The 12,453-nt window shown below is 70.4% G+C and carries 12 protein-coding genes and 1 tRNA gene; 7 read left to right on the top strand and 6 right to left on the bottom strand.

The features are described from left to right. Position 1: 1 nt before the first annotated feature. The 4 genes from acpM to aceE all read right to left on the bottom strand — a co-directional run bounded on the left by acpM (position 2) and on the right by aceE (position 5,573). Entirely contained in the window at positions 2–307 is a 306-nt protein-coding gene (acpM, locus tag FK530_RS08345) for a meromycolate extension acyl carrier protein AcpM (protein WP_146486555.1), read from the bottom strand. Positions 308–426: 119 nt separating this feature from the next. Next, the gene (locus tag FK530_RS08340) at positions 427–1,329 is read right to left on the bottom strand and encodes an ACP S-malonyltransferase (protein ID WP_146486554.1); all 903 of its coding nucleotides are present in this window, start codon (positions 1,327–1,329) and stop codon (positions 427–429) included. 137 nt (positions 1,330–1,466) lie between these two features. After that, a complete protein-coding gene (locus FK530_RS08335; RefSeq protein ID WP_146486553.1) occupies positions 1,467–2,756 on the bottom strand; it encodes a PucR family transcriptional regulator in 1,290 nt (429 codons plus the stop codon). A gap of 6 nt (positions 2,757–2,762) precedes the next feature. After that, entirely contained in the window at positions 2,763–5,573 is a 2,811-nt protein-coding gene (aceE, locus tag FK530_RS08330; RefSeq protein WP_146486552.1) for a pyruvate dehydrogenase (acetyl-transferring), homodimeric type, read from the bottom strand. Between the two features lie 278 nt (positions 5,574–5,851). Here aceE and FK530_RS08325 point away from each other — a divergent pair, with 278 nt between their 5' ends. The 3 genes from FK530_RS08325 (at position 5,852) to FK530_RS08315 (ending at position 6,802) form a co-directional block, all read left to right on the top strand. Then, positions 5,852–6,238 carry a DUF3052 domain-containing protein gene (locus FK530_RS08325; RefSeq protein WP_146486693.1) on the top strand — a complete coding sequence of 129 codons (387 nt, stop codon included), beginning with the start codon at positions 5,852–5,854 and terminating at the stop codon, positions 6,236–6,238. Next, positions 6,235–6,735 (top strand): peroxiredoxin, encoded by a 501-nt coding sequence (locus FK530_RS08320; protein ID WP_146486551.1) that lies wholly within the window; start codon positions 6,235–6,237, stop codon positions 6,733–6,735. The genes FK530_RS08325 and FK530_RS08320 overlap by 4 nt, the downstream gene beginning before the upstream one ends. Beyond that, positions 6,726–6,802 (top strand) — tRNA-Val (locus tag FK530_RS08315). The genes FK530_RS08320 and FK530_RS08315 overlap by 10 nt, the downstream gene beginning before the upstream one ends. Positions 6,803–6,817: 15 nt before the next feature. Here FK530_RS08315 and FK530_RS08310 read toward each other — a convergent pair. Continuing rightward, entirely contained in the window at positions 6,818–8,227 is a 1,410-nt protein-coding gene (locus tag FK530_RS08310) for a dihydrolipoyl dehydrogenase family protein (protein ID WP_146486550.1), read from the bottom strand. Between the two features lie 222 nt (positions 8,228–8,449). On the opposite strand from FK530_RS08310, the gene FK530_RS25795 reads away from it, so the two are divergent. The 4 genes from FK530_RS25795 (at position 8,450) to FK530_RS08290 (ending at position 10,265) form a co-directional block, all read left to right on the top strand. Continuing rightward, positions 8,450–8,908, top strand: coding sequence for a hypothetical protein (locus tag FK530_RS25795; RefSeq protein ID WP_158645051.1), 459 nt, complete (start codon positions 8,450–8,452; stop codon positions 8,906–8,908). Beyond that, entirely contained in the window at positions 8,905–9,129 is a 225-nt protein-coding gene (gene infA / locus FK530_RS08300; protein WP_146486549.1) for a translation initiation factor IF-1, read from the top strand. Before FK530_RS25795 ends, infA begins: the two co-directional genes overlap by 4 nt. Before the next feature lie 66 nt (positions 9,130–9,195). Then, positions 9,196–9,813, top strand: a complete 618-nt coding sequence (locus FK530_RS08295; RefSeq protein WP_146486548.1) for a VOC family protein — start codon at positions 9,196–9,198, stop codon at positions 9,811–9,813. Between the two features lie 125 nt (positions 9,814–9,938). After that, positions 9,939–10,265: a hypothetical protein gene (locus FK530_RS08290; protein WP_146486547.1), complete on the top strand. Its 327-nt coding sequence runs from the start codon at positions 9,939–9,941 to the stop codon at positions 10,263–10,265. A gap of 7 nt (positions 10,266–10,272) precedes the next feature. On the opposite strand, the gene FK530_RS08285 is transcribed toward FK530_RS08290, so the two are convergent. Continuing rightward, positions 10,273–12,366, bottom strand: a complete 2,094-nt coding sequence (locus FK530_RS08285) for an MMPL family transporter (RefSeq protein WP_146486546.1) — start codon at positions 12,364–12,366, stop codon at positions 10,273–10,275. Positions 12,367–12,453: the final 87 nt, after the last annotated feature.

Below are 12,453 nucleotides of genomic sequence, written 5' to 3'. Positions count from 1 at the left end.
CTTACTTGCCCTTCTCGGCCTCGTACTTGCCCTTGAGCTCGGCGGCGAGCTCGGTGTTCTCGGCCTCGAGCTTCTGGATGTACGCGACGGCGTCGCCCACGGTCTTCAGGCCCGCGAGGTCCTCGTCCGGCACCTTGACGCCGTACTTGTCCTCGAGCTGCACGGCGATCTCGACCATCGACAGCGAGTCGATGTCCAGGTCGTCGATGAACGCCTTGTTCAGGGTGACCTCGGAAGGCTCGATGCCGGTGACCTCTTCGATGATCTCGGCGATGGCGGCGACGATTTCGTCCTGGCTGGTGGCCACAGTGGGTCCCTTTCCTTGTGTGACCCGACCCGCGATTTCGCGGAGACGGGAGTCTATCCGTGCGGCGGCGTGCGCCGCGGGTTCCGACGGTGCCGGGCGGCCCGTCGGGTGGTCTTCTGCTACTGCGCGGAGGCGAGCAGCTCGGTCAGGTCGGCCGGGGTCTTGACGGCGACCTGCGGCACACCCTTGAGCTCGCGCTTCGCGATACCCACGAGGGCACCGGCGGGGGGCAGCTCCACGACCATCGAGACCTCGGCCTCACGCATCGTGGCGGTGCACAGATCCCAGCGCACCGGGCGGGTGACCTGGGCGACGATCTGCGCCAGGGCGGTCTCGCCGGAGGTGACGGGCTTGCCGTCGCGGTTCGACAGCAGCGTGAGCTGCGGGTCGCGCGGAACGATGCTCTGCGCGGCGGCCGCGACGGCTTCCTGCGCGGGAGCCATGAACTCGGTGTGGAAGGCACCGGCCACGGCGAGCGGGCGCAGGCGCGCCTTCTCGGGGGCGTTGTCGGCCAGCTTCTGCAGGTTCTCGACGGTGCCCGCGGCCACGATCTGCCCGGAGGCGTTCATGTTGGCCGGGATCAGGTCGAAGGACTCGAGGGTGGCGAGGACGTCCGCCTCGTCGCCGCCGAGCACGGCGGTCATCGATGTGGGGACCAGCGCGCACGCCGCGGCCATCGCGCGACCGCGGATCGCGGCCAGGCGGACGGCCTCGTCGGCGGTGATGACACCGGCGACGGCGGCGGCGGCGAGCTCACCGACGGAGTGGCCGGCGACGACCGTGTCCGACGGCTGCGCGCCCATCTGCTCGAAGGCGAGCAGAGCGGCGGCCACCACGAGGGGCTGCGTCACGGCGGTGTCCGTGATCTCGTCGGCCTCGGCGATGGTGCCGAGGCGGACCAGGTCGAGATCGGCGATCTCGGACCATGCGCGGAGGCGCTCCACGGCAGAAGGCTGATCGAGCCATGCGGTCAGCATGCCGGGCTTCTGGGAACCCTGTCCGGGTGCGAGCAGTGCAATCACGTGTACCAGGAAACACCCCGGGAACCTGAAAAGAAGGTGTTGGAGCCTGAGAACCTGACTCATCGAATTTGTGGGGTTTCCACAAAAGTGCTGCTCAGCGAGTCCTGCCTGTTACCAGAGTGTTATATGTGACTGGATTAGCTCAGCGAGATATCTGTGATTCGCGTCATAGCGGCGGGGGTGAAGCGGTCCGGATTGGCGGCCGCGAGGCGCCCGATCGTCGCCGCCACGCGCAGCACGAAGGCGTCGCGCGGGTCCTGCGGATCGCGCCCGGTGATCTCGGCGATCTTCTTCAGTCGGTACCGCACGGTGTTGGGGTGGACGAACAACTCGCGGGCGCACGACTCGACCGCACCGCCCGAGTCCAGGTAGGCGTCCAGCGTGTCGGATAGGGCCGAACCCGCCTCCTCGAGCGGCTTCACCAGGAGTTCGTAGAGGGTGCGGCCGGCGTGCGTGTCGCCGATCAGTGCGCGCTCGGGCAGTAGCTCCCAGCTGTGCACCGGGCGTGGAGCGCCCGGCCAGCCCGCGACGGCGTTGACGCCCGCGATGGCCTCGACCGCCGAGGCGTGGGCGTCCTCCAGCGTCGGGGTGGTGTGCCCGATCACAACGGGCCCGTCGGCGAAGTGCAGCATGAGCGCGTCCGCGAAGGGGTCGCCGGAGGTCACGGCGCCACTGACGATGACCACCAATTTGGTGCCTTGCACAACGGCCAGCGCCGACCGGCCGTGGGACCGCGCCGTGTCGTGGACCGATCCGGCCACGGAGACGTTCTGGTCCGGCGGCGGGTTGCCGACGATGACCGTGGCGGAGGCCACGGGGTCCCAATTCAGCGCGGCGGCCCGCGAGAGCAGGTTGGCGCCGGTGTCGCCGCGGACCACTGCGTCGACCACCAGCGCCTCCATCCGGGAGTCCCACGCGCCCCGGGCCTCGGCGGCCGAGGCGTAGATCGAGGCGGCACCGAAGCCGATCTCCCGGCCGTACCGCAGCACCGCCTCGGTGAGCGCGATGAGCTGGTCCTCGTTGCGCGCCAGCAGGGGCAGCCAGCGCTCGAAGAACTCCATCGCCACGCGGACCATTTCGACGGTCTGCAGGAGCGAGACCTTGCGGGCCAGGTCCTGCGGCACCGTCTGGAACGAGGCGACGGTGTACTCGACGTTGCTCGGGTTCTCGATCCACTCCGCGAAGTTGACCACCGCGGTCTGGACGACCAGCTGGATCGACGCCCGCTGGCTGGCCTCCAGATCCGCGAAGTACGGCAGTTGCTCCTCCATGGAGCGCACCGCCTCGGTCGCGACGCGGCCCGAGTACTGGCGGATCCTGGCGAGGATCGCCTCGGGCAGGACGTCGCGAGGCTCGGGACGCTTCCGGTTGAAGCTCCCCTTCCCCGGCTTCCCGGGGAGGGGGAACGAGCCCGTATCAGCGGTCATGGAGTCCTAGGCTACGCCGGGGTCCGAGGTCTGCTTCGGGGCGGCGAGCACGTCGTCGATCCGGTACCGCTGCGCGGCGTCCGCGGCGACCGAGAAATCGAGCGCGCCGTCGCGCGCAAGACCCAGGAGAACGCCCACGACGATCGACTCGGCGTCGACGTTGAAGTAGCGCCGGGCCGCCGGGCGGGTGTCCGAGAAGCCGAAGCCGTCGGTGCCCAGCGTGACGTACGTTCCCGGCACCCACTGCCGGATGAGGTCCTGCGTGCCGCGCATGAAGTCGGACGCCGCGATCGTCGGCCCCTCGGTGTCGCCGAGGATCTTCGTGACGTGCGGGGTGCGGAATTCGGCGCCCGGGTTCCGCAGCGCCGCCTTCTCCGACTCGATGCCGTCGCGCGAGAGCTCGACCCAGCTGGTCACCGAGAACACCGAGGCGGAGACGCCCCACTCCTCGGCCAGCAACTCCTGGGCCTTGAGCGCGTCGGGCATGGTCACGCCGGAGGCGAGGATGTTCGCCTTCTTCTCGTGCGCGCCGTCGGAGGGCTTGAACAGGTACAGGCCCTTGAGCAGACCGTCGACGTCCAGGTTCTCGGGCTCCGCAGGCTGGTGGATCGGCTCGTTGTAGACGGTGATGTAGTAGTAGATGTTCTCCGGGTTCTCCCCGTACATCCGCCGCAGGCCGTCGATCACGATGTGCGCGAGCTCGTACGCGAACGCGGGGTCGTAGGCGACGACCGCGGGGTTGGTCGACGCGAGCACGTGACTGTGGCCGTCGGCGTGCTGCAGGCCTTCGCCCGTCAGCGTGGTGCGGCCGGCGGTGGCGCCGAGCACGAAGCCGCGGGCCATCTGGTCGGCCGCGGCCCACAGGCCGTCGCCGGTGCGCTGGAAGCCGAACATCGAGTAGAAGATGTACAGCGGGATCATCGGCACGTCGTGCGTGGCGTAGGACGTGCCCACCGCGGTGAACGACGCGGTCGAGCCGGCCTCGTTGATGCCCTCGTGGAGGATGACGCCCTGCGGGTTCTCCTTGTACGCGAGCATCAGCTGCGCGTCGACCGCGGTGTAGGTCTGGCCGAGGCGGTTGTAGATCTTCAGCGTGGGGAACCAGCTGTCCATGCCGAAGGTGCGCGCCTCGTCGGGGATGATCGGGACGATCCGGGGCCCGACCTCCGGGTCGCGCAGCAGTTCCTTGAAGATGCGCACCACGGCCTGCGTCGTCGCGACCTGCTGCTTGCCCGAGCCCTTGAGCATCACCTTCACCGCGTCGATGCCGGGAGTCTTGAGCACCTGCGCCTGCGTGCGCCGCGAGGGCACGAAGCCGCCCAGCTGCTTGCGGCGATCCAGCATGTACTGGATCTCCTTCGACTCCGGCCCCGGGTTGTAGTACGGCGGGAGGTAGGGGTCCTTCTCGAGCTCCGCGTCGGAGATCGGGATGCGCAGGTGATCTCGGAAGCCCTTGAGATCGTCGAGCGTGAGCTTCTTCATCTGGTGCGTGGCGTTGCGGCCCTCGAAGTTGTGGCCCAGGCCGAAGCCCTTGACGGTGTGCGCCAGGATCACCGTCGGCTGGCCCTTGTGCTCCATCGCCGACTTGTAGGCCGCGTACAGCTTGCGGTAGTCGTGGCCGCCGCGGCGCAGGCCCCAGATCTGCTCGTCGGTCATGTCCTGGACCAACTCCTTGGTCCGCGGGTCGCGGCCGAAGAAGTGCTCGCGGACGAAGGCGCCGTCGTTCGCCTTGAAGGTCTGGTAGTCGCCGTCGGGCGTGTTGTTCATGATGTTGACGAGCGCGCCGTCGCGGTCCTTGTGCAGCAGCTCGTCCCACTCGCGGCCCCAGATGACCTTGATGACGTTCCAGCCGGCGCCACGGAAGAAGGACTCGAGCTCCTGGATGATCTTGCCGTTGCCGCGCACCGGCCCGTCGAGGCGCTGCAGGTTGCAGTTGACGACGAAGGTCAGGTTGTCGAGTCCCTCGGTGGCGGCGATCTGGATCTGGCCGCGCGATTCGGGCTCGTCCATCTCGCCGTCGCCCAGGAAGGCCCAGACGTGCTGATCGGAGGTGTCCTTGATGCCGCGGTCTTGCAGGTAGTGGTTGAACCGCGCCTGCTGGATGGCGTTCATCGGGCCGAGCCCCATCGACACCGTCGGGAACTCCCAGAAGTTCGACAGCAGCCGGGGGTGCGGGTAGGAGGGGAGACCCTTGCCCTTGTCCTCGTGGGACTTCTCCTGCCGGAAGCCGTCCAGGCGCTCGGCGGGGATGCGGCCCTCGAGGAAGGCGCGCGCGTAGATGCCGGGGGAGGCGTGTCCCTGGATGAAGACCTGATCGCCGCCGCCGGGGTGCTCCTTGCCGCGGAAGAAGTGGTTGAAGCCGACCTCGTAGAGCGACGCGGCGCCCGCGTAGGTCGAGATGTGTCCGCCCACGCCGACGCCGGGGCGCTGCGCCCGGTGCACCATGATGGCCGCGTTCCAGCGGATGTAGGCGCGGTAGCGGCGCTCGATCTCCTCGTCGCCCGGGAACCAGGGCTCGAGATCGGTGGGGATCGTGTTCACGTAGTCGGTCGAGGTGAGCGACGGGATCGAGACGCGCTGCTCGCTGGCGCGCTCAAGCAGGCGCAGCATCAGGTAGCGCGCACGCGCGGGGCCGTGAGTGGCGATGAGGTCGTCGAAGGACTCGATCCACTCGCCGGTCTCGTCCGGGTCGATGTCCGGCAGGTAGGACGCCACTCCCTCGCGGATCACGCGGACGCGGTCGGGGCGGCCGTCGTTCGACGGTGCGGGGCCCTGTCCTGGGGCGGGTGCCGGGGTGGTGGCGATCGAGTCTGTCACTGGTGCTCCTCACGGGTCGCGAAGGCGGTGCTGGGTATGCCAGGGGTGTGCGGTGTGTCGCAGATCCCATCCTGCCGCATTCGAAAGTTACTCGACAGTCGTATTCCGCGTGGTGGAATTCGGCAGGTCCGCAGCGCGAGTTCGGCGTACCCCGCTTGCGCGCGGGCGCAGGTGCCGTAAGTTGGCACCGAACAGTGCTATGCGGGTGGCAACGGGCCGTCCGCGCGAACGCGAGGAGGCTCCCACCGGTGTCCACGAATGGGTCATTCGCCCAGAAGATGGGCCTGCAGCCCGGCAACATCGTGCAGGAGATCGGTTGGGACGACGACACCGACGACGACCTGCGGCTTGCCATCGAGGAACTGACCGGCGCGGAGATGCTCGACGAGGACACCGATGAGGTGATCGACGTGGTCGTGCTCTGGTGGCGCGACGACGACGGCGACCTGGTCGACACGCTGATGGACGTGATTACCCCGCTGTCCGACGACGGCTACGTCTGGGTGCTCAGCCCCAAGACCGGCCAGCCGGGTCACGTGCAGCCCAGCGAGATCGCCGAGGCGGCGCCGACCGCGGGTCTCACCCAGACCTCGTCGACCAATCTGGGGTCGTGGATCGGCTCGCGCCTGGTCCAGCCGAAGACCGGCCGCGTGGCCAAGAGGTGACCTCTCCCCAGGTCGACGGTCCGCTTCCCGTCGGTGCCGAGGCCCCGTCGTTCACCCTCCGTGACCAGAACAACCGTCCGGTCTCGCTGGAGTCCTATCGCGGACGCAAGAACGTGCTGCTCGTCTTCTTCCCGCTGGCCTTCACCGGCACCTGCGAGAGTGAACTGGGCGGCATCCGCGACTCCCTGCCGTCGTTCGAGAACGACGATGCCGCCGTCCTCGCCGTCTCGGTCGGCCCGCCGCCCACGCACAAGGTGTGGTCCGGCTCGCAGGGCTACCTCTTCCCGGTCCTCTCGGACTTCTGGCCGCACGGCGACGTCGCACGTGCGTACGGGGTGCTCAACGACAAGAACGGTTACCCCAACCGCGGCACCTTCGTGATCGACCGCGAGGGGGTGGTCCGGTTCTCCGAGATGAACGAGCCCGGGGTGCCGCGCGATCAGTCGCTTTGGGAAGACGCCCTCGCTGCGCTATCTTCGACCGGCAAGCGCGTGTAGCTCAGTTGGTTAGAGTTCCGGTCTTACACACCGGCTGTCGGGGGTTCGAGTCCCTCCGCGCGCACCACGGTCCCCTTCGGCCTCACCGGTCCCGGTAGGCCTCGAGTAGTCGCAGCCACACCTCGCTGATCGTCGGATATGCGGGTACGGCGTGCCACAGCCGGTCGACCGGCACCTCGCCGACCACCGCGATCGTCGCCGCGTGCAGGAGTTCCGCCACTGCCGGCCCCACGAGCGTCATGCCGATCACCACCCCACGGCCCTCGTCGACGACCATCCGCGCGCGGCCCGCGTAGCCGTCGGCGTACAGGCTCGCGCCGGCGACCCAGCCGAGGTCGTAGTCGACCACCGCGATGTCGGTGCCCGCCTCGCGCGCCTGCGCCTCCGTCACGCCGATCGCCGCGACCTCCGGCTCCGTGAAGATCACCTGTGGCACCGCGGTGTGGTCCGCCGTCGCCACCTGGGCGCCCCAGGGTTCGTCGTCCACGCTTGCGCCGCGAGCGCGCGCCGCGATCGCGGCGCCCGCGGCCCGTGCCTGGTACTTGCCCTGGTGCGTCAGCAGCGCCCGGTGGTTCACATCGCCCGCCGCGTACAGCCAATCGAAACCCTCCACCAGCATCGTGTCGTCGACGGAGAGCCACGAACCCGGCTCCAGTCCGACGGTCTCCAGCCCCAGGTCGACGGTGCGCGGTGCCCGCCCCGTGGCGGCCAGTACCCCGTCGGCCACGACGGTGCGCCCGCCCGAGGTCTCGATCGTCACCTCGCCGCCCTGGCGCGTCACGCGCGTCGGGGATTCGCCGGTCACCACGTCGACGCCGAGGGCCCGCAGTCCGTCGCCCACCGCCTCGCCGGCGAAGGGTTCGAGATTCGTGAGCAGCCCACTGCGCGCGAGCAGCGTCACCCGCGATCCGAGGCCCGCGTAGGCGGTGGCCATCTCGGCCGCGACCACGCCGCCGCCGATCACCGCGAGCCGCCCGGGGGCGGCGTGCGCGCTCGTCGCCTCGCGGCTGGTCCACGGCCGCGCATCGCGCAGGCCGGGAACGTCGGGCACCGCCGCATCGGTGCCCGTCGCGACCACCACGGCCTGTCGCGCAGTGAGGGCGGTCTCGGCACCGTCGGGCCCGACGACAGTGACCCGGCGCGGTCCGGCGAGCCGGCCGCGACCCCGGATCGTGGTGATCCCCGCGGTGTTCGCCCACTGCACCTGGCCCGCGTCGTCCCAGTTCCGGACCACGGCGTCCCGTCGGGCGAAGACCTCCGCCGGATCGAGGGCCGCCCCGCCCGCGAGGGCGCCGCGCACGTGCTGTGCGTCGTGCAGGGCCTGGCCGGGGCGGAGCAGGGCCTTCGACGGCATGCACGCCCAGTAGGAGCACTCGCCGCCGAACCTCTCGCTCTCCACGAGCGCGGCGGTGAGGCCGCCGCGCACGACCCGGTCGGCCACGTTCTCGCCCACCGGCCCGCCGCCGATCACGATCACGTCGAATTCGTCCATGACGCACCTCCTTCGCCCACCGTACGTGCGCCGGCCGGCGGCCCACGGAAAAGGGGATGCGGGCGAACGCGGCCGGGGGATACGCTGCAGGCAACCGTGACCGGCCGAAGGAGGTGAGACCCGTGAACGTTTCACGCATGTGGGTGCTCCCTCCGTTCTCACGGTCGACCTAGGTGTCACCACCAGGAGCGCCGCACGCAGGCATTCCTGGAAGGCAACACCATGAACGATTCCCCTCTCACCCTGCGGCGGGCGGGCGACGGCGACTGGCTCGCCGTCGACGCCGACGGCCGCATCATCGGCCGTGGCGGCCCGTCGCGACGCGCCGGATTCATCAGCATCGACGCCTGGAGCGCAACGGCTTTCGACCTGCTGGCCTCGACCCTCCTCGCCGAGCTGCCGCCGCCGCTGCGCACCCTCGTGGCGGACGGCGACGCCGAACAGCTCGCCGCGTGGCGCCGCCACGGCTTCGCCCCGCACCGGCGCGAGACGCTGTACCGCATCCCGCTCGATCCGCCTCCCGCCGTCACTCCGCCCGGGGCTTGGCGGGTCCGGTCCGCGCCCGGCGTCGAGCCCTTCCTCGCGGCGCAGGCGGACCCGGCGGACGGTGCCGCCGTGGCCGTGATCGAGCAGGCCGGCGGACGCGCGGTCGAGACCACCGTCGAGCTGGTGCGGCCATGACGAAGACCGCACGCGGCATCGAGGCCGCCGGCACCGTCGTCGAGGGGCTCCGGAACGCGACGTTCCGCGTCGAGCTGGACAACGGCCACGTCGTGCTCGCGCACATCAGCGGGAAGATCCGGAAGAACTACATCAAGATCGTGCCGCTCGACCGGGTGCTCGTGGAGATCAGCCCGTACGACCTCACCCGCGGCCGGATCGTCTTCCGCTACCGCGGCTGAGCGGCGGGGCCGGATCGGTCAGGAATCGAGAAGCGCACCGAAAGCGCAGCTCATAGCGTTGCAGGCATGACAACCTCGCTCTCCGCCCCGATCCGGTCCCTCACCCTGGAGGTGGCCGACCCCGCCGCAGCCCAGGCCTTCTACGACACCGCCTTCGGCCCTGACCACGGCATGCGCACCACGGTCTCCACGGAGCCGTCCACCGGCTTCCGCGGCTTCGTGATCTCGCTGGTCGTGGCCGAGCCGGCGGTCGTGGACTCCTTCGTCGCCCCCGCGATCGCGGCGGGGGCGACGGAGATCAAGCCCGCACGGATGTCCTTCTGGGGCTACGGCGGCGTCTTCCGTGCGCCCGACGGCACCCTCTGGAAGATCGCCTCGTCGTCGAAGAAGAACACCGGCGCTCCGCTGCGGACCGTCGATGACACGGTGCTGCTGCTCGGCGTCGACGACGTCGCCGCGACCAAGGCCTTCTACGTCGAGCGTGGGCTCTCGGTGGCGAAGAGCTTCGGCCGCAAGTACGTCGAGTTCGACGCCGAACCCGGCGCCGTGAAGCTCGCGCTCTACGGGCGCAAGGCCGCCGCGAAGGACGCCGGAGTGCCGCAGGAGGGCAGCGGCTCGCACCGCATCCTCGTCGACGGTGCCCTCGGCGCCCTCACCGATCCCGACGGCTTCGTCTGGCAGTAGTCGTCGTGGGTGCGGCCGGGTATGCTCATCCCGGCGGCGACCGGGCCGCCCCTGCACCGGCCGCGCCACGTCACGGCGCCGCGAATGAAACACCTTCGGATGAACGGGGCGCTCGCCCCACAGTCATGAACCCGCATCGGCCACGGAAGCCACGGCCCGAGGTTCCCGCAGTCGCCCTCCTCAGGGAGTGGCGTGAGCACGTCGAGCAGACGGAACGCCGTGTCCGCGACGGTGACTACGGCTATTACACGGGCTGCGAGTGCTGCGACGGCATCGTGCTCACCGACGCCCGCGATCGGCTCGAGAGCATCATGCGCAACGGAGGTCGCCGAGCGCACCGACTGCGGATCGCCGTCGAGTCGCTGGACCGCAGGTTCCTGCTCGTCACTGCCGAGGACCCGAATTCGTGGCGGTCCCAGCCGTGGTGGCGACGCCGAGTTCCGCACGGGTGAGCGGGTGTCACTCCTTGCCGAGGCGCAACGAGCTCGGCCACCAGACCGCGCGGCCGACGTCGTGGACCAGCGCCGGCACGAGCAGAGTGCGGACGATCAGGGCGTCGAGCAGGACGCCGAAGGCCACGATGAAGGCGATCTGGGCGAGGAAGATCAGCGGGATCACCGCCAGCGCGGAGAAGGTCGCCGCGAGGACCACGCCCGCCGACGTGATGACACCGCCCGTGACGGTGAGGGCGCGGAGCACGCCCGCCCGCGTCCCGATCGACAGCGCCTCCTCGCGTGCGCGGGTCATCAGGAAGATGTTGTAGTCGATCCCGAGTGCGACCAGGAAGACGAACGCGAACAGCGGCACCACCGGGTCCGCGCCGGGGAATCCCAGGATGTGGTTGAAGACGATCGACGAGACCCCCAGGGTGGCGGCGAACGAGACGATCACGGTGGCCATCAACAGGATCGGCGCGAGGATCGCCCGCAGGAGCAGGCACAGGATCAGGAGCACCACGAGGGTCACTACCGGGATGATCAGGTTGCGGTCGTGGAGCGCCGTGGTCCGCGTGTCGAGGTCGACGGCGGTCGGCCCACCCACGAGCGCGTCGGCGGCGCCCACGCCCCGGACCGCGTCGCGCAGGCGCACCACGGTTTCCTCGGCCGCACGCGAATCAGCCGGGTCGCGCAGGCTCGCGCGGAGCGCGACGCGTCCGTCGACGGTCTTCGGCGCACCGTCGGTGCCCGGGACGACGGCGACGCCCGCGACGCCCGGCGTGCTCGCCGCCGCGGCCCGGACGGGCTCGAGCGCCGCGGCGCTCGCGACGATCACCGCGGGGGAGCCGTCGTCGGCGTCGAAGTGCTCCGAGAGCACCTCCTGACCACGCTGCGAGTCGACGGTCACGAGGAAGGTGTCCGACTGGGCGACCCCGTCGGCGCGGAACTGCGGCGCGAACGCGGCGCCCACGAGGAGGAGCAGCGTCGTCGCGACCCAGAACCGGCGCGGATGGCTGCCGATCCGCTCGGCCAGCCCGGCCCAGAACCGGTGGGCCTGCTCGGGCGACTCGTCGGCGCCCTCGTGGAGAACGGGGCGGCGCGGCCAGAAGGCGCCCCGCCCGAGCAGCGCGAGCACTGCGGGCAGGAAGGTCATGGACGCGAGGAAGGAGGCGGCGATGCCGATCGCGGCCACCGGGCCGAGACCACGATTGGAGTTGAGGTCGGAGAGCAGCAGGCACAGCACGCCCGCGATGACGGTTCCCGCGGACGCCGCGACGGGCTCCAGGGTCGCCCGCCACGCCGCGCGCATCGCCGCGTACCTGTCGGCGGTCGTTCCGAGCTCCTCGCGGTAGCGCGCCACGAGGAGCAGCGCGTAGTCCGTGGCGGCGCCGAAGACGAGGATGAACAGGATGCCCTGGCTCTGCCCGTTGAGGGTGATCGCGCCGTTCGCCGCGAGCGCGTAGATCACGGCGCTGGCGAGCGCGAGGGCGAGGACCGCCGAGACGATCACGACGAAGGGGAGCACGGGACTGCGGTAGACCACGACGAGGATGGCGATCACGACTGCCCCGGCGACGAGCAGGAGCATGCCGTCGATCCCGCCGAACGCCTCGGTGAGGTCGGCCGCGGTGCCTGCCGGCCCGGTGACGTAGACGGTCAGTCCCTCGGGTACGCCCGTGCCCAGTGCCGCGCGCAGTGCGGTCACGCTGTCCGCGACCTCGCCGCCGGCGTCGATGGGGACCACCACCTGGAGTGCGCGGCCGTCCTGGGCGCGGACCGGCGGCGCGACGGCCCTGTCGATGCCGTCGACGCCGGCGGCGCGGTCGATCGCGGTGGAGATGAACGCGGTGTCGGCGTCGGTGATGCCGGACGTGCGTTCGACGGCGACGATCGCGGGGATCCGGCTGCTGTCGATGAAGGAGGCCTCGAGCTCCGCCACCGCGGTCGCCTCCGCGGAGGCGGGGAGGAACGAGGTGTTGTCGTTCGCCTGGACGTCGCCGAGCTTGCCGGCGAACGGGCCGCCGACCGAGCCGACGACGAGCCATCCGAGGATGAGGAGCGCGGGGACGAGCCACCGCCATCGCGGGGTGGAGCGGGTGGTGCGCGTCTTCGTCACGGTGACTCGTCTCTCTCGGAGTGCGGGGCATAACGTGTGCAGCGGGGCGTGCGGTGGGCCCGGAAAGCTCAGCCTGCTGATTAAAGC

Origin of the sequence: Tsukamurella conjunctivitidis, assembly GCF_007858475.1 — a bacterium.
Lineage (GTDB): Bacteria > Actinomycetota > Actinomycetes > Mycobacteriales > Mycobacteriaceae > Tsukamurella > Tsukamurella conjunctivitidis.
Note: the sequence above shows the minus strand (reverse complement) of the source record. Positions and strands in the feature narration are given on the sequence as shown.

Bases quoted from the DNA above. Each gene is read 5' to 3' on its own strand.
- FK530_RS08295 (WP_146486548.1), top strand. From the start codon at position 9,196: ATGACAACCTCGCTCTCCGCCCCGATCCGGTCCCTCACCCTGGAGGTG.
- FK530_RS08290 (WP_146486547.1), top strand. From the start codon at position 9,939: ATGAACCCGCATCGGCCACGGAAGCCACGGCCCGAGGTTCCCGCAGTC.
- FK530_RS08335 (WP_146486553.1), bottom strand. From the start codon at position 2,756: ATGACCGCTGATACGGGCTCGTTCCCCCTCCCCGGGAAGCCGGGGAAG.
- FK530_RS08310 (WP_146486550.1), bottom strand. From the start codon at position 8,227: ATGGACGAATTCGACGTGATCGTGATCGGCGGCGGGCCGGTGGGCGAG.
- FK530_RS08325 (WP_146486693.1), top strand. From the start codon at position 5,852: ATGGGCCTGCAGCCCGGCAACATCGTGCAGGAGATCGGTTGGGACGAC.
- infA (WP_146486549.1), top strand. From the start codon at position 8,905: ATGACGAAGACCGCACGCGGCATCGAGGCCGCCGGCACCGTCGTCGAG.
- FK530_RS25795 (WP_158645051.1), top strand. From the start codon at position 8,450: ATGAACGATTCCCCTCTCACCCTGCGGCGGGCGGGCGACGGCGACTGG.